At 74.0% G+C, this 19799-nt stretch carries 18 protein-coding genes; 10 read left to right on the plus strand and 8 right to left on the minus strand.

Annotated elements, in window-relative coordinates:
• Positions 1-221: 221 nt before the first annotated feature.
• The 3 genes from ELQ39_RS02910 to ELQ39_RS02920 form a co-directional block, all read right to left on the minus strand.
• Positions 222-398 carry a hypothetical protein gene (locus tag ELQ39_RS02910; RefSeq protein ID WP_242590882.1) on the minus strand — a complete coding sequence of 59 codons (177 nt, stop codon included), beginning with the start codon at positions 396-398 and terminating at the stop codon, positions 222-224.
• A gap of 108 nt (positions 399-506) precedes the next feature.
• On the minus strand, positions 507-926 hold the full coding sequence (locus ELQ39_RS02915) for a CBS domain-containing protein (RefSeq protein WP_242590883.1): 420 nt from the start codon (positions 924-926) through the stop codon (positions 507-509).
• Between the two features lie 83 nt (positions 927-1009).
• On the minus strand, positions 1010-3454 hold the full coding sequence (locus ELQ39_RS02920; protein ID WP_242590884.1) for a SpoIIE family protein phosphatase: 2445 nt from the start codon (positions 3452-3454) through the stop codon (positions 1010-1012).
• 320 nt (positions 3455-3774) lie between these two features.
• On the opposite strand from ELQ39_RS02920, the gene ELQ39_RS02925 reads away from it, so the two are divergent.
• Entirely contained in the window at positions 3775-5916 is a 2142-nt protein-coding gene (locus ELQ39_RS02925; RefSeq protein ID WP_399701614.1) for a SpoIIE family protein phosphatase, read from the plus strand.
• Positions 5917-5995: 79 nt separating this feature from the next.
• Here the strand turns inward: ELQ39_RS02925 and ELQ39_RS02930 are convergent, their stop codons facing one another.
• Positions 5996-7327 (minus strand): S1 family peptidase, encoded by a 1332-nt coding sequence (locus ELQ39_RS02930; protein WP_242590886.1) that lies wholly within the window; start codon positions 7325-7327, stop codon positions 5996-5998.
• 572 nt (positions 7328-7899) lie between these two features.
• Here ELQ39_RS02930 and ELQ39_RS02935 point away from each other — a divergent pair.
• The 4 genes from ELQ39_RS02935 to ELQ39_RS02950 all read left to right on the plus strand — a co-directional run bounded on the left by ELQ39_RS02935 (position 7900) and on the right by ELQ39_RS02950 (position 14079).
• On the plus strand, positions 7900-8115 hold the full coding sequence (locus ELQ39_RS02935) for a type A2 lantipeptide (RefSeq protein ID WP_190001984.1): 216 nt from the start codon (positions 7900-7902) through the stop codon (positions 8113-8115).
• A 111-nt stretch (positions 8116-8226) separates the two neighbouring features.
• A complete protein-coding gene (locus tag ELQ39_RS02940; protein WP_242590887.1) occupies positions 8227-9033 on the plus strand; it encodes an HlyD family efflux transporter periplasmic adaptor subunit in 807 nt (268 codons plus the stop codon).
• Positions 9030-11252 (plus strand): NHLP family bacteriocin export ABC transporter peptidase/permease/ATPase subunit, encoded by a 2223-nt coding sequence (locus ELQ39_RS02945; protein WP_242590888.1) that lies wholly within the window; start codon positions 9030-9032, stop codon positions 11250-11252. The genes ELQ39_RS02940 and ELQ39_RS02945 overlap by 4 nt, the downstream gene beginning before the upstream one ends.
• Position 11253: 1 nt before the next feature.
• Complete coding sequence (locus tag ELQ39_RS02950) at positions 11254-14079, plus strand: NHLP bacteriocin export ABC transporter permease/ATPase subunit (RefSeq protein ID WP_242590889.1); 2826 nt, start codon at positions 11254-11256, stop codon at positions 14077-14079.
• Positions 14080-14083: 4 nt separating this feature from the next.
• On the opposite strand, the gene ELQ39_RS02955 is transcribed toward ELQ39_RS02950, so the two are convergent.
• Together ELQ39_RS02955 and ELQ39_RS02960 are read right to left on the minus strand one after the other, a co-directional pair.
• A complete protein-coding gene (locus ELQ39_RS02955) occupies positions 14084-14614 on the minus strand; it encodes an SRPBCC family protein (protein WP_242590890.1) in 531 nt (176 codons plus the stop codon).
• 5 nt (positions 14615-14619) lie between these two features.
• Entirely contained in the window at positions 14620-14958 is a 339-nt protein-coding gene (locus tag ELQ39_RS02960) for an ArsR/SmtB family transcription factor (protein ID WP_190001979.1), read from the minus strand.
• A gap of 125 nt (positions 14959-15083) precedes the next feature.
• Between ELQ39_RS02960 and ELQ39_RS02965 the strand changes: the two genes are divergently transcribed.
• A complete protein-coding gene (locus tag ELQ39_RS02965) occupies positions 15084-16094 on the plus strand; it encodes a Ppx/GppA phosphatase family protein (RefSeq protein WP_242590891.1) in 1011 nt (336 codons plus the stop codon).
• Between the two features lie 40 nt (positions 16095-16134).
• Positions 16135-16314: a hypothetical protein gene (locus tag ELQ39_RS02970; protein WP_190001977.1), complete on the plus strand. Its 180-nt coding sequence runs from the start codon at positions 16135-16137 to the stop codon at positions 16312-16314.
• 15 nt (positions 16315-16329) lie between these two features.
• On the opposite strand, the gene ELQ39_RS02975 is transcribed toward ELQ39_RS02970, so the two are convergent.
• Positions 16330-16938, minus strand: a complete 609-nt coding sequence (locus ELQ39_RS02975; RefSeq protein ID WP_190001976.1) for an NAD(P)H-dependent oxidoreductase — start codon at positions 16936-16938, stop codon at positions 16330-16332.
• A gap of 79 nt (positions 16939-17017) precedes the next feature.
• Here ELQ39_RS02975 and ELQ39_RS02980 point away from each other — a divergent pair, with 79 nt between their 5' ends.
• The 3 genes from ELQ39_RS02980 to ELQ39_RS32645 are packed head-to-tail and all read left to right on the plus strand — an operon-like array spanning position 17018 to position 18951.
• On the plus strand, positions 17018-18031 hold the full coding sequence (locus ELQ39_RS02980) for an iron-containing redox enzyme family protein (protein ID WP_225625628.1): 1014 nt from the start codon (positions 17018-17020) through the stop codon (positions 18029-18031).
• 46 nt (positions 18032-18077) lie between these two features.
• On the plus strand, positions 18078-18707 hold the full coding sequence (locus ELQ39_RS02985) for a HemK2/MTQ2 family protein methyltransferase (RefSeq protein WP_190001974.1): 630 nt from the start codon (positions 18078-18080) through the stop codon (positions 18705-18707).
• Positions 18688-18951 (plus strand): CDGSH iron-sulfur domain-containing protein, encoded by a 264-nt coding sequence (locus ELQ39_RS32645; RefSeq protein WP_391673118.1) that lies wholly within the window; start codon positions 18688-18690, stop codon positions 18949-18951. Before ELQ39_RS02985 ends, ELQ39_RS32645 begins: the two co-directional genes overlap by 20 nt.
• A 156-nt stretch (positions 18952-19107) precedes the next feature.
• Here the strand turns inward: ELQ39_RS32645 and ELQ39_RS02995 are convergent, their stop codons facing one another.
• Positions 19108-19542, minus strand: coding sequence for a subtilase-type protease inhibitor (locus ELQ39_RS02995; protein WP_190001972.1), 435 nt, complete (start codon positions 19540-19542; stop codon positions 19108-19110).
• Positions 19543-19799 lie beyond the last annotated feature (257 nt).

Raw genomic sequence — 19799 nt, forward strand, 5'->3', positions numbered from 1 at the left:
CCGTCGTCGACCGTACGGTGCCCGCCCTCCGACCGTCGAGGGGGCCGAGAACACCCCGGCGCACAACCTGCGAGCGCACAGGTCACCACCGGCATGGAAGCGGACGGGCTCCCGGTGTCGAAGTGGCGTTTCGCCGTGCGATCGCTGACGCGACGTCGGGGCGGGAGGGGCGCACTCCGCCGGGCTGCGCATCCCGTGGGCAGCCCGGTGACGGCGGAGGGTCAGTCCTCGCCACGCACGATGTTCCCCTCGGCCCAGGTGACCGGAGCGGCCCGCGTGGTGTCCCGGTCGACCGCGGGGAGGCAGGTCCGCAGCGGTTCCTGGTCGCGCAGGCGCCGTGCGCGCGCCCAGCCGGTCTCCGGACGCCGGGTCCGGAGCTTGCCCGTCTTCTCCGACATCACGTGGATCATCTTCCTTCTGCGGTCACCGGCGGGCCGGGTCCCCCGGTGCCGCGCGGGTCAAACACGCGCCTCGGACTCCGTCCGCCTCCCTCACCCACCGGGAGTTCATGTGTTCGGGCGGGCGACGCTGATGTCCCCGAGGGCCGACTCCGGGTCGCGCTCCAGGGCGACGTCCCCCAACGACAGGACGCCGACCGGGTGTTCGCCGTCGACCACCGGGACGCGGCGCACGGCGTGTTCACGCATCAGCCGTACCGCGACGTCCAGCTCGTCGTCGGGCCGTACGGTCACCAGGTCCTCGCTGCACGCTCGGACCACGGTGGTTTCCTCGGGATCGAGGCCCTCGGCGACCGAACGCACCACCAGATCCCGGTCGGTGACCAGTCCCCGCAGCCGCCCGTCGTCGGTGACCAGCACGACGCCGAGGTCGTGGTCCCGCATGAGGCGGGCGGCCTGTGCGACGGAGGTCTGCGGTCCGACGGTCACGGGCGCGGCGGTCATGATGTCGCGGACGTGGTGGGCCATGGCGGTTCCCTTCCCTCGGCTCGCCCGGCTTCCTCGGCCGGCTCGGTGAGGGACGGGTACCCGCCGCACGGCGGCCGGCACCGTCAGCGCCGCACGGTGAAGTCCGCCCAGACCTGTTTGCCGCCGCTGACCGGCAGGGTGCCCCAGGCCGCCGACACCGCCTCGACGAGGAGGATGCCGCGGCCCCCGGTGGCCTCCCAGCCGATGCTGGTCGGCTTGACCGGCGAGCGGGGGGAGGCGTCCGCGACGGCGAGGCGCAGCCGGTCCCCGATCAGGGTGAGGTCGAGGCGGACCTTCCCGTCGGTGTGCACCAGGGCGTTGGTGACCAGCTCGGAGACGGCGAGCAGGGGCGCGTCGATCTCCTCGGTGACGCCCCAGGAGCGCAGGGTGCGCCGGGTGAAGCGGCGGGCGTGACCGACCGCCTGCGGGACCCGCCACACCGTCCAGCTCTCGCGCAGCGGGCGGGTGTCCATGCCGTCGTAGCGCATCAGCAGCAGCGCGACGTCGTCGCTGCGGAGCGCCCTGCCGAGCAGTGCGTCCGCGACCGGCCCGAGATCGGCCGGGTCGGCGGCGGCCACCTGCCGGGCGAACCGCTCCATGCCCGCGTCGATGTCGGAGTCGGGCGACTCGACCAGACCGTCCGTGGTGAGGGCGACCAGCGTGCCGGGCTGGAGCCGCAGCGGGCTCATGGGGAAGTCGCACTGCCGGACCACCCCGAGCGGCGGGCCGCCCTCCGCCTCCGCGATCTCGGTGCGCCCGTCGGGGTGCCGCAGCACCGGCGGCAGATGGCCGGCGCGCACGCACCAGGCGCTGCCCGCCTCCATGTCGACGTCGACGTAGCAGCAGGTGGCGAAGAGGTCGGTCTCCAGGTCGACGAGGAGCCGGTTGGCGTGGGAGACCACCACGTCCGGGGGGTGGCCCTCGACTGCGTAGGCGCGCAGGGCGGTGCGCATCTGCCCCATGAGGGTGGCGGCGCCGGCGCTGTGGCCCTGCACGTCGCCGATGACGAGGGCCACGTGGTTGTCGGGCAGCGGGATGACGTCGTACCAGTCTCCGCCGAGTTCCAGTCCGGCGGTGCTGGGAAGGTAGCGGGCGACGGCGACCGCGCCCGGCAGCCGGGGCAGGCGGCGCGGCAGCAGCTGGCGCTGGAGCATCCCGACCAGTTCGTGCTCGGCGTCGAAGGCGCGGGCCCGCATCAGGGCCTGTCCGGCCAGGTTGGCGGCGGCGGTGAGCAGGGTCCGCTCGTCCGCGCCGATGTCGTGCGGGGCGTCCCAGCCGACGAGGCAGGCGCCGGCCATGCGGTTGCCCGCGGGCAGCGGCAGCACGGCGAGGCCGCCAGGACCGACCTCGGCGAGGGCCGGTTCCAGCGGGGAGCCGGCCGGCCATGTCGCGGGACGGCCCTCGCGCAGCGCCGCGGCCAGGGTCGGCATGGTGCGGACGGGCGCGTCGGGCCACTCGGTGCGCCACTCCGACCGCCACACCTCCGGCCAGGCCTCCGGCTCGGGCGGGTCGAGGACGGTGACGACGAGCCGGTCGCTCTCCAGCTCGGCGACGGCGATCCGGTCGGCGCGCAGCGGGCGGCGCAGCGCGGCCACCACGGCCTTGCCGACGTCCCGCACGGTGACGGCGGTGGACAGGGCGGCGGCAAGGCGCTGCACCCGGGCCACGTCGGTGACGTCGGCGCGCAGCGAGGAGGCGTCGGCGACGGTGCCGACGAGGCGGGCCGGGCGCCCCTCGCCGCCGTGCTCCAGGCGGCCGCGCAGCCGCAGCCACCGGGGCGGACCGGCGGGCTGGAGCACCCGGAACTCCAGCTCCCGGTCGCCGATCGTCATGTGGTCGGCCTCCACCACGGACATCAGCGAGGGCAGGTCCTCGGGGACGGCCAGGCCCAGCAGGGTCTCCACCCGCCCGTCGAAGTCGTCCGGGTCGAGTCCGAACAGGTCCAGGACGTCGTCGTGCACCCGGAGCCGGCCGGTGTCCATGGCGAGGCTGAAGCCGCCCGGCGGCAGGTCCGCGCCCTCGGCGGTGACGGGCGGCGCGGGGAGGGCGACGGCGTCGGCGACGAGGGCGAGACACGCCCGGTCGCCGGCGTCGAAACCGCCCGGCCGCTCGCTCACCGCGAGCAGACAGCCGCCGCCTCGGCGCACGGGCAGGGCGGCGAGATGGAAGTCGCGGCTGGGCGTACGGCGCGACTGGGACTGGGCGGCCAGGTCCCTCGGGCCGAGCCACACCGTGCGTCCCCGGTGCGCCTCGGCGACCGGGGTGCGGCCGGCGACGGAGTAGCAGTCGCGCACCCCGCACAGGGTGCGCGGCACCCCGGCGGCCTCCGCCAGGCACAGCAGCTCGCCCTCCTCGCCGACGGTGTAGAAGCCGGCGAACGCGGCCCCGGCGAAGACGAGGGCCTGCTCCAGGATGCGGCGCAGCCGGTCGGGCGCGTGGGGGTCGGCCGCGAGCGCGCTCAGGGCGCCTTCGGCGCGCAGCGTTCTCGTGCTGCGTCCCGCAGCGCCCTCACCGACCACGTTGGCCATTACAGCGCTAAAGGGACACGGGCGCAGCCCCTGTGCGCGAACGGCGCGCGGCTGGGCGCGCCGGTTTTCACGCGGGGTCTGCGCCCGGCTCGCGGTGCGCATGCCCGCGACCGTGCGCGGCCGACGCCACCCGGACGTCCGCGGGGCCCCGCTCCGGACCCCGCCCCTGTCCGGCGCTTGAGGACGAGGCCCGCCAGGGCCGACGAGGGGGGCTCACAGGCGCGGAACGGGGTAGGCGCACAGATGCGCGCACCGGGCGGCCCGCTCGCCGTGCGGGGCGCCCTCCCACAGGGGAGATTGGGTGCGGGCCGCGCGAGGAGGTGGTCGGCGTGTCCGAGGGACAGGCGTCCGCGGGGACGCGGGCGCCCGTGGGCCGTCCGCTGCTGTCGCTGACGCTGGCCGCGCTGATGGACGAGGTGCACGCCCACTCCGGCGCCGTGTACCTCCTCTCCCCCGATCAGCCCGTGCTGGAGATGGCCGTGATGGCGGGGCTGCCCCGCGCCTTCGCCGCGCCGTGGGAGCGGGTCGCGCTGAGCGCGCCGATCCCCGTGTCCGACGCGGTGCGCGAACGCCGGCTGGTGTGGGTGGGCGGCGGGGAGGAGATGGCCCGCCACTACCCCCGGATCGCCATGGTCCTCCCCTACCCCTTCTCTCTCGCCGCGCTGCCGGTGGCGACGGAGACGAAGACGTACGGCGCGGTCTTCGTGACCTGGCCGGGGTCGCACCCGTCGGAGCTGTCGGACTGGGAGCGCGAGCACCTCACCGCCGCCTGCGACCGGCTCGCGGTGCGGCTGGAGCGGGCCGCCGAGCACAGCCTGCCCCTCGCGCACGAGCCGGACCTGCTGGCCGCGCCGGTGGTGGGCGGGGTGGCCGGCTCGCTGGGCGCGATGGAGGCGGCCCGGATGGTGTCCCGGCTGCCGTACGGGCTGTGCTCGCTCGATCTGCACGGGCGGGTCGCGTTCGCCAACGCCGCGGCGTCCGACCTGCTCGGCGTGGCGCCCGACCGGCTGCCGGGCGCGCACCTGTGGGCGGCGGTGCCGTGGCTGAACGACCCGGTGTACGAGGACCGGTACCGGGCGGCGCTGTTCAGCCAGGACGTCACGTCGTTCGTCGCGCTGCGGCCGCCCGACACCTGGCTGTCCTTCCGGCTGTACCCGAGCACGACCGGTATCAGCGTGCGGATCAGCAGGGCCCGCGCGGTGACGGAGATGAACCGTGCCGCGCCGCCGCAGCCGGGCGTGGGCACGGACCGGCTGGTGACCATCACCCAGGTGCTCGGTCTGGCCGGGGCGCTGACCGAGGCGGTCGGGGTGCAGGACGTGGTGCAGCTGGTCGCGGACGAGATCGTGCCGGCGGTGGGCGGCCAGGGGCTGGTGGTCCTCGGCTCCCGCGCGGGCCGGCTGCGGGTGCTCGGGCACCGCGGGTACGCGGACCCGCTGGTGGTGGAGCGGTTCGACGGGCTGCCGCTGTCCGAGCCGACGCCGGGCGGCCAGGTGCTGCGCACCGGGGTGCCCGCCTTCTTCGAGTCGCGGGGGGACCTGGAGCGGCTGTACCCGGCGCTGCAGACGCATCCGTCGGAGTTCTCGGCGTGGGCGTACCTGCCGCTGATCGCCTCGGGCCGCCCGGTGGGGACGTGTGTGCTGTCGTACGGGGCGCCGCACCGGTTCGCGACGGAGGAGCGGGCGGTGCTGACGAGTCTGGCGGGGCTGATCGCCCAGGCGCTGGAGCGGGCGATGCTCTACGACGTCAAGCACCGGCTGGCGCACGGGCTGCAGGAGGCGCTGCTGCCGAGCACCCTGCCGGCGCTGCAGGGGATCGAGGCCGCCGCCCGGTATCTGCCCGCCACCCGGGGCATGGAGATCGGGGGCGACTTCTACGACCTGGTGCCGACCGACGGCGTGGCGGCGGCGGTGATCGGCGACGTGCAGGGGCACAACGTGACGGCGGCCGGGCTGATGGGCCAGGTCCGTACGGCGGTGCGGGCGTACACGGCGGTGGGGCAGGCGCCGGACGAGGTGATGCGCAGCACCAACCGGCTGCTGCTGGACCTGGGCGTCGAGCTGTTCGCGAGCTGTCTGTATCTGCGGCTCGACGCGGTGCGGGGGCGGGCCGTGATGTCACGGGCGGGGCATCCGCCGCCGCTGCTGCGCCGCCCCGACGGGCGGGTACGGGTCCTCGACCTGGCCGGCGGGCCGCTGCTGGGCATCGACGGCACGGCGGGCTATCCGTCGACGGAGGTGGCGCTGCCGCCCGGTTCGCTGCTCGTCCTGTACACGGACGGTCTGGTGGAGTCGCCCGGCGTCGACTTCGAGGACGCCCTGGCCGAGCTGTGCCGCCGGCTCACCGAGCTCGGCGACCTGCCGCTGGACGACCTGGCGGACGCGCTGGTGCGGCACGGCCCGCACTCGGCGGACCGGCTGGACGACACGGCGGTGCTGCTGCTGAGGTCCGTGCCGCGCTGACCGGCCCCGCGGCGCCAAGGTGCCCCCGCCCGCACACGGCCGGGGGCACCCCACACGCACGGGGACCAGTGGGTGCGGGTCAGTGCGTCCGGGACAGCCCGGAGTCCTGACCGGAGTGACGGCCGGAGCCCGTACCGGTCCCGTCCTCCATGTCCTGTCCGCCGGCGCCGTCCTGACCGGCGCCGGCGTCCTGGCCGCCCGCCTGGTCCTCGGCGCCGGTCTGGTCCTGCGCGCCGGCCTGGCCGTCGCCGGCCTCCTGGCCCGCGCCCTGCTCCTGGCCGCCTGCGCCCGCACCGCCGTCGCCGAGGGTCGCTCCGACGGCCTCCAGGGCGGTGGTGACGGGCTGGAAGAACGTCTCACCGCCCACCGTGCAGTCGCCGCTGCCGCCGGAGGTCAGGCCGATGGCCAGACCGTCCTGGGTGAACAGGGAGCCGCCGCTGTCACCGGGCTCCGCGCACACGTCGGTCTGGATGAGCCCGGTGACCGTGCCCTCGGGGTAGTTCACGGTGGCGTTCAGACCGAGCACCTGGCCGTCGGCGAGACCGGTGGTGCTGCCCATGCGGAACACCTGCTGGCCGACGGTGGCCTCCGCGGCCTGGACGATCGGGACCGTCTGGCCGCCGACGTTCACCTCGCTGGGGGCCTCGGTGGCCGGATCGTCGTAGGTGACGAGCGCGAAGTCGCCCGCGCCGGGGAACAGCGCCTGGTCGACCGTGGCGATCGGCGGGCCGCCCTGCTGGTCGGACCACTCGTCGCCGGCGGCGGCGCAGTGCCCGGCGGTGAGGAACGCCGGACTGCCGTCGCCCGCGATGACGTTGAAGCCGAGTGAACAGCGGGCGCCGCCCGCGAAGATGGCGTCGCCGCCGGACGCGAAGGTGCGGAAGGTTCCCGCGGACTTCTTGAGGGTCGCCATGCCGGAGCCGAGGCTCTCGACGGTGGACTCCAGCTGGTCCCACTTGTCGCCGGTGACCGTGCTGTCCGCGGTGACGAGGATCTTGTTGGTGCGCGGGTCGACCGCCCACGAGGTGCCCGGGATGGTCGCCTCCGACTTCAACGTGCCCGCCCCGGCCTGGAGTTCGGCCGTGCTGTTGTCGACCCAGCGGACCTCCGCGCCCGCGCTGCGGACCTTCAGGGCCATGGTGTTCTCGCCGCGCACCACGTTGACGACGAGCCGCTTGTCCTCGCCGTCGTACCAGGCGCCCGCGTAGGCGTCGCCGAGCGTGCCGGCGAGCCGGGTGGCGAGGTCCGAGGCGTCGCCCGCCTTCAGTGTCTTCGGCGCGGCCACGACGCCGTCCGACGCGCCGTCCTGGGAAGCGTTGGCGTTGGGGAGCAGGATCGCGGCGGCGCCGAGGGCCACCACACCGCCCACCGCTATCGCGGCCTTGCGCTTCGGGATTCGCTTGTGACTCAAACTTCTCGACCTCCTGGGGGGACCGGAGTCGTGCCGCCGTCCGGCGGCTGTTCGGGGCGCCTGGACGGTCGTTGGTACGCAAGGGAGTTGAGGGGTGTTCAACGCGGAGCGAATCCTCACCGTCCGTCACCGGCCGCGCACGCCCGGTCTTCGCTCCCCGGTCGAATCCCGGCTTCGGCGAATCTGCACAGCGAATGCCCAACCCGGTCACCTGACCCGCCGTCCGTTCACAGGCCGCGCATCCGGGACACGCCTTTGCGGCCGATGTGTCTCATTCCCGCCACGGGGGCGCAAGCGGCCGGATGCGTCGATGCCGTGGCCCATGTGAAGAAGTCGCCGCCGAGCCGTGTCCTCGTCTGCACGCTTGGGTGCCTCCTGGCCGCAAGTTGCCTGGTGAGGCGCGTGAGGGATTGGAAGCGGCCGGTTGCCGCGTGCTTTGATCCATCGCACCGCAAGGCCGTTCCGGGCTCCCGGCGACGGGCGCTCGGAGCGCCCGCGGCCGCGGCCTTCATCTGTCCCCAGAGGGGGGCCGCTCCCCCCTTGTGAAAGTCCATACGAAGGGAAGTTCCATCATGAACTCCACCCCCCAGGTCGAGACCGTCGAGATCGCCGACGCCGAGCTCGACGCCGTTTCCGGTGGTCTGTCCGTCAACGCCGTGAACACCCTCACCGGCGCCCTGGACAGCGTCGCCCCGGTGTCCGGCCTGGTCGACACGGCCGTCGGCACCGTCGAGGGTGTCACCGGCCTGAACACGGCCCCGGTCACCAACCTGGTCGCCGGTCTCTGATCGCGTCCTTGTTCCGCCGAGTCCCGGAGCCGTACCCCGGCTCCGGGACTCTGTGGTGCGTCCGCAGTCCTTCCGTCACGTCGCACAGCTCACCCAGGTGAGGGAAGACCCGTGCAATTCCGCCAACAGGCCCTCGCCAGGCTCCAGTCGCCGGAGGATCTCGACCTCCCGGTGCGTTTCGCCCGCCCGCAGGGCTGGCTGGTGCTGTCCGTCACCGTGATCGCGATGGCCGCCGCGTCCGTGTGGGCGCTGACCGGCTCGGTCACCTCCACGGTCCAGGCGCCCGCCATCCTCACGTACGGGCAGGGCAGTTACATCCTGCAGAGCCCTGTCGCCGGCCAGGTCACCGCCGTGCTCGCGCGCGAGGGCGAGCGGCTGCCGGCCGGCTCCCCCGTGCTCAAGGTCCGTACGCCGGACGGCGACCAGGTCGTGCGCACCCTTCAGGCGGGCCGGATCACCGCGCTCGCCGCCGGCGCCGGGCAGATCATCGCGACCGGCGCGGACGTCGCCGCCGTGGAGAAGGTGAGCCGCGCGAAGGCCCCGTTGTACGCGACGGTGTACGTCCCCGCGCAGAAGGCCGCCGGTATTCCCGCACACGCCTCGGTCGACCTGACGGTGCAGTCGGTGCCGAGCCAGGAGTACGGCGTGCTGCGCGGCGAGGTGACGAAGGTGCACCGCTCCGCCCAGTCCCCGCGGCAGATCGCCGCGTTCCTCGGCGACACCCAGCTCGGCGAGGAGTTCACCCGGGACGGCAGGCCGGTGGCGGTCACCGTGGAGCTGAAGCGCTCCGACAGCACGGAGAGCGGCTACGCGTGGTCCTCGGCCGACGGCCCGCCGTTCGAGCTGACGTCGATGACCCTGGCCACCGGTTCCATCCGGCTGTCCGACCGGCGTCCCGTGGATTGGCTGCTGCCGTGAGCGCCGCGCAGGAGACCCGCGGCAGACGTCGCGCCGCCCCGCCCCGCCGCAAGGTGCCCACGTCCCGCGGCAAGACGGTCCGTACGCCCACCGTGCTCCAGATGGAGGCCGTGGAGTGCGGCGCCGCCTCGCTCGCGATGGTGCTGGGCCATTACGGCCGCCACGTCCCGCTGGAGGAGCTGCGCATCGCGTGCGGCGTCTCGCGGGACGGCTCGCGCGCCAGCAACCTGCTCAAGGCGGCCCGCAGCTACGGGCTCACCGCCAAGGGCATGCAGATGGACCTGGCCGCCCTCGCCGAGGTGACGGCGCCGGCCATCCTGTTCTGGGAGTTCAACCACTACGTCGTCTACGACGGCATGGGCCGCCGCTTCGGCCGCCGCGGGGTGTACGTCAACGACCCCGCGAAGGGCCGCCGGTTCGTGCCGCTGGAGGAGTTCGACGGCAGCTTCACCGGCGTGGTGCTGGTGATGGAGCCCGGCGACGACTTCACCCGGGGCGGCCGCAAGCCGGGCGTGCTCGGCGCGATGCCGGCCCGGCTGCGCGGCACCGCGGGCACCATGCCCGCCGTGGTGCTGACCAGTCTGCTGCTGGTGGCGGTGGGCGCGGCGCTGCCCGGCCTGAGCCGCACCTTCATCGACGAGTACCTGATCGGGCAGCAGACGTCGATGCTGGACGTGCTGTTCGCGTCGATGGGCGCCTGCGTCCTGCTGACCCTGGTGCTGACCTGGCTCCAGCAGGCGAACCTGCTGCGCGGCAGGCTGATCTCGTCCACCCTGTCCAGCGCGCGGTTCCTGCGCCATCTGCTGCGGCTGCCGGTGACGTTCTTCTCCCAGCGCAGCCCCGCCGACCTGGTGCAGCGCCTCCAGTCCAACGACGCGGTGGCCGAGACGCTCGCCCGTGACCTGTCGGCGGCGGGCGTCGACGCGGTCGTGGTCGTGCTGTACGCGGTGCTGCTGTACACGTACGACCCGCAGCTCACGTTCGTGGGCATCGGGGTGGCACTGCTGAACATCCTGGCGATGCGCATCGTGATCCGGCTGCGCGCCACCCGCACGGCGAAGCTGCGCGCGGACACGGCCCGGCTCACGAACACCGCGTACACGGGGCTCCAGCTGATCGAGACGCTGAAGGCGACCGGCGGCGAGGACGGCTACTTCCGCAAGTGGGCCGGGCAGCACGCCACCACGCTGGAGGAGCAGCAGCGGCTCGGGGTGCCGAGCGCGTGGCTCGGCGTCGTCGCGCCGACGCTCGCCACGCTGAACAGCGCGCTGATCCTGTGGATCGGCGGCATGCGGGCGGTCGAGGGGCACATCTCGGTCGGTCTGCTGGTCGCCTTCCAGGCGCTGGTCGCCCGGTTCACGGCGCCGCTGACCCGGCTGAACGGGGTGGCGGGCCGCATCCAGGACTTCGCCGCCGACGTTGCCCGGCTGAAGGACGTCGAGAACTTCCGGACGGACCCGCTGTACGGCCGTCCGGGCGCCGGTGAGTCGACCCGGCGGCTGCACGGCCATGTGGAGCTGCAGAACCTCACCTTCGGCTACAACCCGCTGGACAAGCCGCTGCTGACCGGCTTCGACCTGACGGTCGGTCCGGGGCAGCAGGTGGCGCTGGTGGGCGGTTCGGGCAGCGGCAAGTCGACCGTGTCGCGGCTGATCTCGGGGCTCTACACCCCGTGGGAGGGCGTGATCCGGATCGACGGGCAGCGCATCGAGGACATCCCGCGCGGGGCGCTGGCCGCGTCCGTCTCCTTCGTCGACCAGGACGTGTTCCTGTTCGAGGGGACGGTGCGGGACAACGTCGCGCTGTGGGACCCGTCGATCCCGGACGAGGCGGTGGTCGAGGCGCTGAAGGACGCGGCGCTGTACGACGTGATCGTGCGCCGTCCGGGCGGCATTCACAGCCCGGTCGAGCAGGACGGCCGGAACTTCTCCGGTGGTCAGCGCCAGCGTCTGGAGATCGCGCGGGCGCTGGTGCGCCGGCCGAGCATCCTGGTGCTCGACGAGGTGACCAGCGCGCTGGACGCCGAGACGGAGCTGGTGGTGATGGACAACCTGCGCCGCCGCGGCTGCGCGTGCGTGGTGATCGCCCACCGGCTGTCCACGGTCCGCGACAGCGACGAGATCGTCGTGCTGGACCAGGGCACGGTCGTGGAGCGCGGACGGCACGAGGAGCTGGTGGCGCGCGGCGGCGCGTACGCGGCGCTGGTCAGGGAGCGATGAGATGACTGCCGTGCAGGAGGGGCGGGGCGGCGACGTCGTCCTGGGCGCGCTCGGCGCGCTGGGCACCCCGATCGACTGCTCCGGGTTCGGGAAGCTGGACCTGGAGGGGCCGCAGGTGCTGTGGCTGATCGCGTCCGGCGCCGTGGACCTGTTCGCGGTGGACGCGGAGCAGCAGGGTCACTGGCACCACCTGGGCCGCCTGGAGGCGGGCTCGCTGGTGCTGGGTCCGGTGGCGGGTCCGGCGCACACGCTGGTGGCGCGGCCGCTGCGGGACTGCGTGGTGCACCGCATCGCGCTGCGCGAGCTGTATCAGGAGGCCCACACCCAGACCTGGTCGTACGACGAGTACGGCAACCCGCAGTACGTGCCGCCGACGACGAGCCCGCTGGAGTACGCGCTCGCGCTCGGCGTGGGCCGGAGCCTCGCCGTGCTGTTCCAGGCGCCGATGGCGACGGAGCGGGCCGCGGCGCCCACCGACGACGACGTGTTCTGGATGCAGGTGCCGCCGGGCAGCGTGCAGTACGGCTCCCTGTACGGCGCGGAGGCCGCGGCCGACCTGCTGATGGACCCGTCGCTGTGGCAGAGCATGGTCGACCAGCAGTACCGGCTGATGACCACGCTGGACCGGTGGATCGAGCAGCTGGAGGAGACGCACGAGTCGCGCACCGCGCAGGGCATCGCGGCCGGCGAGGCGGTGCGGGCGCAGGCCGACCGGACGCTGCTCGCGTCGATCGGCAAGCGGTCGGGGCGGCGCACGACGGCCGCGGACGCGGACGCCACGTACGCGGCCTGCGAGCTGGTGGCGCGGGCGGCCGGGATCACCCTGGCCTCGCCGGCGCGGTCCGGCACCGGCGCCGACCGGCTGGACCCGGTGGAGCAGGTGGCGCTGGCCTCGCGGCTGCGCACCCGGGTGGTGCGGCTGGAGGGCCGGTGGTGGCGCGACGACGTGGGGCCGCTGGTGGGTCACCGCGCCCTGTCGGGCGCGCCGGTGGCGCTGCTGTGGCGGCGCGGCGGCTATGTGGCCGTGCATCCGTCGACGGGCCGGGAGACCCCGGTGGAGAAGGCGAACGCCGAGGAGTTCGAGCCGCGCGCGGTGATGTTCTACCGTCCGCTGCCCGAGCGGCGGCTGAGCCCGCTGCGGCTGATGCGGTTCTGCATGGGCGGCACCCGGGGCGACCTGACGGGGCTGGTGCTGAGCGGTCTGGTCACGGTGGTGCTCGGGGCGCTGGTGCCGCTGGCGACGGGCCGGATTCTCGGCGAGTACGTGCCGAAGGCGCAGACGGACCTGATCGTGCAGGTGTGTCTGGCGGTGATCCTCAGCAGTGTGGTCGCGGCCGCGTTCATGCTGCTGCAGAACCTCACGCTGCTCCGGCTGGAGGGCCGGGTGGAGGCCACGCTCCAGCCGGCGGTGTGGGACAGGCTGCTCAGGCTGCCGACCCGGTTCTTCACGGAGCGGTCCACGGGTGAGCTGGCGAGCGCGGCCATGGGCATCAGCGCGATCCGCCGGATGCTGGCCGGGGTCGGGCCCACGGTGACCCAGTCGGTCACGGTGGGCGCGGTGAACCTGGCGCTGCTGCTGTGGTTCAGCGTGCCGATGGCGCTGGCCGCGATGGGCATGCTGGTGGTGATCGCGGGCGTGTTCCTGGGACTGGGGCTGTGGCAGGTGCGCTGGCAGCGGCGGCTGGTGGTGCTCACCAACAAGCTGAACAACCAGGCGTTCCAGACCCTGCGCGGCCTGCCGAAGCTGCGGGTGGCGGCGGCGGAGAACTACGCGTACGCGGCGTGGGCGTCGCAGTTCGCGCGCAGCCGGGAGCTGCAGCAGAAGGCGGGCCGGATCAAGAACCTGACGGCGGTACTGGGCGCGGTCTATCTGCCGCTGTGCACGCTGGGGATGTTCATGCTGCTGGCGGGTCCGGCGCGCGGGTCGATGACGGCGGCCGAGTTCCTCACCTTCAACACCTCGGTGACGATGGTGCTGACGTCGGTGACGCAGCTGACGGGCGCGTTCGTCTCGGCGGTCGCCGCGCTGCCGCTGTTCGAGCAGATCCGGCCCGTGCTGGACGCGACGCCCGAGGTGCGCGCGGCGAGCACCCGTCCGGGGCCGCTGACCGGCGCGATCGAGGCGCGCCGGGTGTCGTTCCGCTACTCCGACGACGGCCCGCTGGTGCTGGACGACGTGTCCTTCGAGGCGCGTCCGGGCGAGTTCGTGGCGGTGGTCGGCCCGAGCGGCTGCGGCAAGTCGACGCTGCTGCGGCTGCTCATCGGCTTCGACCGCCCGCAGTCCGGCAGCGTGCTGTACGACGGCCAGGACCTCGCGGCGCTGGACCGGTCGGCGATGCGCCGCCAGTGCGGTGTGGTACTCCAGCACGCCCAGCCGTTCACCGGGTCGATCATGGACGTGATCTGCGGGAGCGAGCCGTACACGCCGGAGGAGGCGATGGCGGCGGCGGAGATGGCGGGGCTGGCGGAGGACATCCGGCGGATGCCGATGGGGCTGCACACCATCGTGTCCGGCAGCGGCGCGGTCTCGGGCGGTCAGCGGCAGCGGCTGATGATCGCCCAGGCGCTGATCCGCCGGCCGCGGATCCTCTTCTTCGACGAGGCGACCAGTGCCCTGGACAACGAGACGCAGCGCACGGTCATCGAGAGCACCAAGGCGCTGCGGGCGACCCGCATCGTCATCGCGCACCGGCTGTCGACGGTGCTGGACGCGGACCGGGTGGTGGTGATGGAGGCCGGCAAGGTGGTCCAGCAGGGCACGCCCGCCGAGCTGCTCGCCGACACGCGGGGGCGGCTGCACGAGCTGGTGCGCCGGCAGCTCGCCTGAGCCGTCAGGCGCCCGCGCCCGGGTACGGCGCCCCCGAGGGCATCCCGGCCGCCACGTAGGCCTCGTACAGCGCCCGGGCGGGCGCCTCCGGGCCGGCGTGCGGTCCCTCGAAGCGCTCGCCGCGCGCCCGGGCGTCGAGCGCGGAGAGGCACACGTCCCAGCCGGCGCTGTTGCGGGCGGCGGTGTTCTCGGTGCCCAGCACGTTGGTGAGGGTGAAGCGGGTGCGCTTCTCCCCCAGCTCCTCCAGGTCGAAGTGGATCTCGTCCTCCTCCCAGGTGAAGGACAGGTGGCGGGGCGGGTCGACGGCGACGACCCGGCCGGTGGAGTCCTCCAGGGCGGGGTCGCCGCCGAAGACGACGGCGCCGCCGGGACGCAGGTCGATCTCCGCGCGCGAGGGGAACCAGTGGACGAGTTCGTCGGCGTCGGTGACGAACGTCCAGACCCGGTCGACGGGGTGGTCGTACTCGCGGACGAAGCGGACGGCGGGGCGGCCGTCGTCCAGGGTGAGGAAGGTGCCGGTGGGCTCGGCGGCCATGGCGATCAGTCCTTCGGGGTCGGTCCGGTGGTGTCCGGCCGCGCGTCCAGGCGGCGGCCGAGCGCGTCGAGGCTCTCGCCCCACAGCTTCCGGTACGGCGCCAGCCAGGCGTCGAGGGCGGCGAGCGGGGCGGGGTCGAGGGTGTGCACGCGGCGCTGCGCCTCCTGGCGGACCCGGACCAGGCCGGCCTCCCGCAGCACCTTGAGGTGCTTGGAGGCGCTGGGCTGGCTGAGCTCGCACGCCAGCGCGATCTCCCCCACGGTCCGGGGGCCGGTCCTCAGCAGCGCGACGACGGCCCGCCGGTGCGGGTCGGCGAGAGCGGCCCAGAGGGCGGCGTCGGACATGGCTCCAATATGCCTCCGCGGTTATATTCCTGTCAAGGAATGAACGAGGCCGGGCCGTGGCGCGTTCTTGACGTTCCGCTCGGCCGGACCCGTTGGCCGGGGCGGGAAGTGGGTACCCACGGGCCATGCGGACCAGCGTGGTGGATGTCGGGTCGAAGACCGTCCGGCTCGTCGTGTCGGACACGGAGGGCGGTGCGCCCCTGCCCGTGCACACCGCCAAGTGGCGGCTGCGGTTGTCCGAGCAGGTCACGCACGGCGGGCCGGTGCCGGACCGCGCCGTGGAGGACCTGGTGGACGCCGTCGCGGCGGCGGACCGGGCCGCCACGCGGTGGGGCGCCGCCGGTCCCCTCGCCTTCGCCACGGCCGTGGTGCGCGGGGCTCCGAACCGGCACGAGGTGCTGCGCACGGTCCGGGACCGGACCGGCGTCGAGCTGTGCACCCTGCCCGGCGAGGTCGAGGCGGAGCTGACCTTTCTCGCCGCGCGCCGCTGGATGGGCTGGCGCTGCGGTCCGCTGGCCATGCTGGACATCGGCGGCGGCTCCCTGGAGGTCGCCTTCGGGCGCGGCAGACTGCCCGACTTCGCCGCCTCGCTGCCCCTGGGCGCGGCACGGCTGACGCACGAGTACTTCGAGGACGAGGACCCGCCCTCGCCGGCCCGCGTGCGCGCCCTGCGCCGGCGGGTGCGTCACCAGCTGCGCGACGCGGCGGCCCGGATCCGCTGGGAGGGCCCGCGCACCGCGGTCGCCACCTCCCGCACCTTCCAGCAGCTCGGCCGGCTGTGCGGGGCGGCGCCCGGACGGCACGGACCGTTCGTGGAGCGGGTCCTGTCCGCAGCAGACCTGCGCGGGGCCGTCGACCGGCTGGCCGCGCTGCCGGCCGCGGAACGCGCCCGGCTGCCCGGCATCTCCGCGCCCCGCGCCGCGCAGAGCCTGGCGGGCGCGGTGGTGGCGCACACCGCGATGAAGCTGACCGGCCTGGCGACGGTGACGGTGTGCCCCTGGGCGCTGCGCGAGGGGGTGCTGCTGCGCCATGTGGAGGAGGGCCCTTCCTGGTGGGCGGAGATCTCCCGGCGCAGCGAGAAGGAGTCGGACGGCGCGGACCCGGTGCCGCTGCGCATCGCCGCCGCCCGGCACTGACCGGTACGAGCACGATCAGCACTACGCAGAGGAGACCCCGTTGTCCGAGCACCACGACACCCCGAAGCCGTCCGATTCGGCCCTCGAGGAGGTGCTGCGCGAGGTGGAGGAGGCCGAGCGCCGCACCCAGGAGTCCGAGGAGGACCGCCGCCACCGCGGCGAGGCGGGAGAGGCGATCACGCCGAACACCCAGGCACAGGAGGAGTCGGAGGGCGAGTAGTCGTACGCCCGCGCCCTACTGCGGCGGCGCCCCGAGCGGGCGGGCGGCGAGGGCGCGGGCGACACCCAGCAGGTTCGCGGCCATCGCGCGGCCCGTGCTGCGGGACCAGTCGTGGCCGCTGCCGCCCTCCAGGAAGCTGGGTCCGGGTCCCGGGCCCTGGTTCCAGTAGGTCCATGCCTGGCCCGGAATGGTGTAGCCGATGTCCTGGAGCCCGCCGGTGATCTCGCTGATCACATGGTGCGCCCCGTCCTCGTTGCCGGTGACGACGACGCCGGCGACCCGGTTGTAGGCGACCGGGCGGCCCTCGTCGTCCGTCTCGGACAGCATCGCGTCCATCCGTTCCAGGACCCGCTTCGCCACCGACGACGGCTGGCCCAGCCAGGTCGGCGAGGCGATGACGAGGATCTCGGACGCGAGCAGCTTCTCGTGCACTCCGGGCCAGTCGTCGCCGTCGTGCACGGCCTCGCTGACCACCCCGGGGGCGATGTCGAGGTCCACGGCGCGCACGACGTCGACCTCGACGCCCTCCCGCTCCAGCTGCTCGGTGACGGTCCGGAACAGCGCCTCGGTGTTGGAGGTCTCCGGCGACTTCTTGAGCGTGCAGTTGATCACCAATGCCTTCATGAGGTCATGGGGTACCCGGCACGCCTGCCCCCGCCACGCCGCCGGGCGTTTCCGTGCTCCGTCCGGGTACCCGGGGTCCATGGACGACCCCCGAGACGAACCTCTGCTGCCCGCGCCGCGCGGGCCGCTCAGCCGCGCCGTGACGACGTATCTGCGGGGCGCCGGACCGCTGCCCTCCGAGGCGGAGGCCGCCGCCGCCCCGGTGTACGGCGAGGACCTCCAGCTGGCCCTCTACCTCTGCTACGAACTTCACTACCGCGGCTTCGCGGACGTGGCGCCCTCCCTGGAGTGGGACCCGGACCTGCTGCGGACCCGGGCCGCCATGGAGCGGCGCTTCCTCGCCGCGCTCCGTGAGGACGCCCCGCGCCACGACAGCGTGGACGACGCGCTGGCCGGGATCCTGGTCGAACCGGTGGACGGCACCGGCGTCAGCCACTTCCTGCGCGACAAGGGCGAGCTGTGGCAGCTGCGCGAGTACGCGGCCCTGCGCTCCCTTTACCACCTGAAGGAGGCCGACCCGCACGCCTGGGTGCTGCCGCGGCTGCGCGGGCGGGCGAAGGCGGCGATGGCGGCCGTGGAGTTCGACGAGTACGGCGGCGGGCGCGCCGACCGGGTGCACGCCCGGTTGTGGGCCGACCTGATGACGGACCTCGGCCTGGACACGACGTACGGCCGCTATCTCGACGCTGCCTGTGCGGAGCTGCTCGTCACGGTGAACCTGATGTCCCTGTTCGGGCTGCACCGCACGCTGCGGGGCGCCCTGGTGGGCCACTTCGCGACGGTCGAGATCACGTCCTCGCCGGGCTCCCGCCGGCTGGCCGAGGCCATGCGCCGCACGGGCGCGGGCCCCGCCGCCGAGCACTTCTACGACGAGCACGTGGAGGCGGACGCGGTGCACGAGCAGGTGGTCCGCAAGGACGTCATCGGCGGTCTGCTGGAGGACGAGCCGGCGCTGGCGCCGGACGTCGCGTTCGGCGTGGCGGCCACGGTGTTCACGGAGGACCGGCTCGGCGACCGGCTGCTCGCCGACTGGGGCGAGGGCCGTTCCGCGCTGCGTACCCCCCTGTCACAGGAGGTCACCCATGGCTCTTGACCAACGGGGTACTCGGCCGCCTGTGAAAAGTCTGGTACTCCCGGGCGTGTACGCCCCTCAAGAGGACACCGAGCTGCTGGCGGCGGCCCTGGCCGACGAGCCGTTGGCGCCGGGCGCGGCGGTCCTCGACGTCGGCACCGGTTCCGGTGCCCTGGCCCTGACGGCCGCCCGGCGCGGCGCCCGGGTGACCGCGGTCGACGTGTCGCGGCGGGCGGTGTACGCGGCCCGGCTGAACGCGCTGCGGGCGGGCCTCCCGCTCGAGGTCGTGCGCGGCAACCTGTTCGAACCGGTGCGGGGACGGTCGTTCGACCTGGTCCTCGCCAATCCCCCGTACGTCCCCGCCCCCGGGGCGCACCGGCCGCCGCGCGGCGCGGCCCGCGCCTGGGACGCCGGCGGTGACGGGCGGCTCGTGCTCGACCGCATCTGCCATGAGGCGCCGGGGCTGCTGCGGCCGGGCGGGGTGCTGCTGCTGGTGCAGTCGGCGCTCAGCGACCCCGGACTGACCGTGGACTGTCTGCGGTCCGCGGGGCTGAAGTCGGCGGTGACGCAGCGACAGAGGATCGCCTTCGGCCCGGTGCTGCGGACCCGGGTGGAGTGGCTGCGGGAGCGCGGGCTGCTGTCCCCGGACGAGAACGACGAGGAGCTGGTGGTGGTCCGTGCCGAACAGCCCGTCTGATCCCGCGCGTTCCCCGTCCGGTGGCTCGTCCGGCGCTCCGTGCGACGCTTCCAACGCCGCGTCCGGCGCGGCCCGCCGGGTCGTGATGCGGCGCAAGGGGCCGATGCTGGTGGAGGGTCCGGTGGAGGTGGAGCTGGAGGACGGTTCGGTGGTGTCCTCCGACCGCTTCCAGGTGGCCCTGTGCACCTGCCGGCGCAGCCGCCGCTACCCCTGGTGCGACACCAGCCACCGGGACCGCGCCTGACCTTCCGACGACAGCGCCTCGCGAAAAGCCCCGAGGCCGGCGGGCGGCCCCACTCCGCCCGCCGGCCTCCCATGGGATCGCACTTCCCGCGCGGTGCCCCGTACTCCCCAGTCCGCGGGCCGCCACGCGGTCACGGGAACCGTGCGATCCCGGTCTCTAGAAGGCGAAGACGCTCGAGCCGTGGGCGTTCATCTCGCAGTCGTTGGAGAAGACGCGCTCGTAGGAGACCCTCTTGCCCTGCCAGACGCCGTCCACGGTGACCAGCACCGGGTCGTACACCATCGGGCACATGACGTCCTCGGTGCGCGTCAGCGCGCTCAGGTCGCCGCCGACGGCGGCCAGTTCGGCACAGGCCGAGCCGGCGGCCGGGTGGGTGCCGGAGGGGCCCGGGGCGCAGGTCAGGGTGACCGCGCGTTCCGGAGTGGCGGTCGTCGCGCTGACCCCCTTGCCGACGGTGAGCACCAGGGCAGAGGGGGCGTAGAGCGCGGACGGGGCATCTCCCGGGGCGGCGAGCGCGGCCCCGGAGAGGGGGGCGCAGACGGCGGTGGCCGTGAGACCGAGGGTGATGGCCCAGCGCGCGGTGTTCCGCATTGTGTGCATCCTTCCGCTTCGTTTCTTCGGTTGCCGGCCCGTGCTCGGTCGGTGCCGAACCGGCGTGCCGGAGTCTGCCGAGTCCCCGGCGGAAACTCACCTCGACCCCATGCATTTCAGTAACATTGCGTATTGAATCAGTGGCGCGAAGTGACCAAACGAACGCGCGTCGACCCGGTAAACGCACGGCTCCCGCCGGAGCGAAGTTGCCAGATGGCCGAATTCCCGCCGCCCGTTAATCGGCCTGAAACATTCCG

This window comes from Streptomyces sp. GB4-14 (genome assembly GCF_022696125.1).
In the GTDB taxonomy this organism is placed as follows: domain Bacteria; phylum Actinomycetota; class Actinomycetes; order Streptomycetales; family Streptomycetaceae; genus Streptomyces; species Streptomyces werraensis.

Bases quoted from the DNA above. Each gene is read 5' to 3' on its own strand.
- ELQ39_RS02910 (WP_242590882.1), bottom strand. From the start codon at position 398: ATGTCGGAGAAGACGGGCAAGCTCCGGACCCGGCGTCCGGAGACCGGC.
- ELQ39_RS02915 (WP_242590883.1), bottom strand. From the start codon at position 926: ATGGCCCACCACGTCCGCGACATCATGACCGCCGCGCCCGTGACCGTC.
- ELQ39_RS02920 (WP_242590884.1), bottom strand. From the start codon at position 3,454: ATGGCCAACGTGGTCGGTGAGGGCGCTGCGGGACGCAGCACGAGAACG.
- ELQ39_RS02935 (WP_190001984.1), top strand. From the start codon at position 7,900: ATGAACTCCACCCCCCAGGTCGAGACCGTCGAGATCGCCGACGCCGAG.
- ELQ39_RS02950 (WP_242590889.1), top strand. From the start codon at position 11,254: ATGACTGCCGTGCAGGAGGGGCGGGGCGGCGACGTCGTCCTGGGCGCG.
- ELQ39_RS02955 (WP_242590890.1), bottom strand. From the start codon at position 14,614: ATGGCCGCCGAGCCCACCGGCACCTTCCTCACCCTGGACGACGGCCGC.
- ELQ39_RS02960 (WP_190001979.1), bottom strand. From the start codon at position 14,958: ATGTCCGACGCCGCCCTCTGGGCCGCTCTCGCCGACCCGCACCGGCGG.
- ELQ39_RS02965 (WP_242590891.1), top strand. From the start codon at position 15,084: ATGCGGACCAGCGTGGTGGATGTCGGGTCGAAGACCGTCCGGCTCGTC.
- ELQ39_RS02975 (WP_190001976.1), bottom strand. From the start codon at position 16,938: ATGAAGGCATTGGTGATCAACTGCACGCTCAAGAAGTCGCCGGAGACC.
- ELQ39_RS02980 (WP_225625628.1), top strand. From the start codon at position 17,018: ATGGACGACCCCCGAGACGAACCTCTGCTGCCCGCGCCGCGCGGGCCG.
- ELQ39_RS02995 (WP_190001972.1), bottom strand. From the start codon at position 19,542: ATGCGGAACACCGCGCGCTGGGCCATCACCCTCGGTCTCACGGCCACC.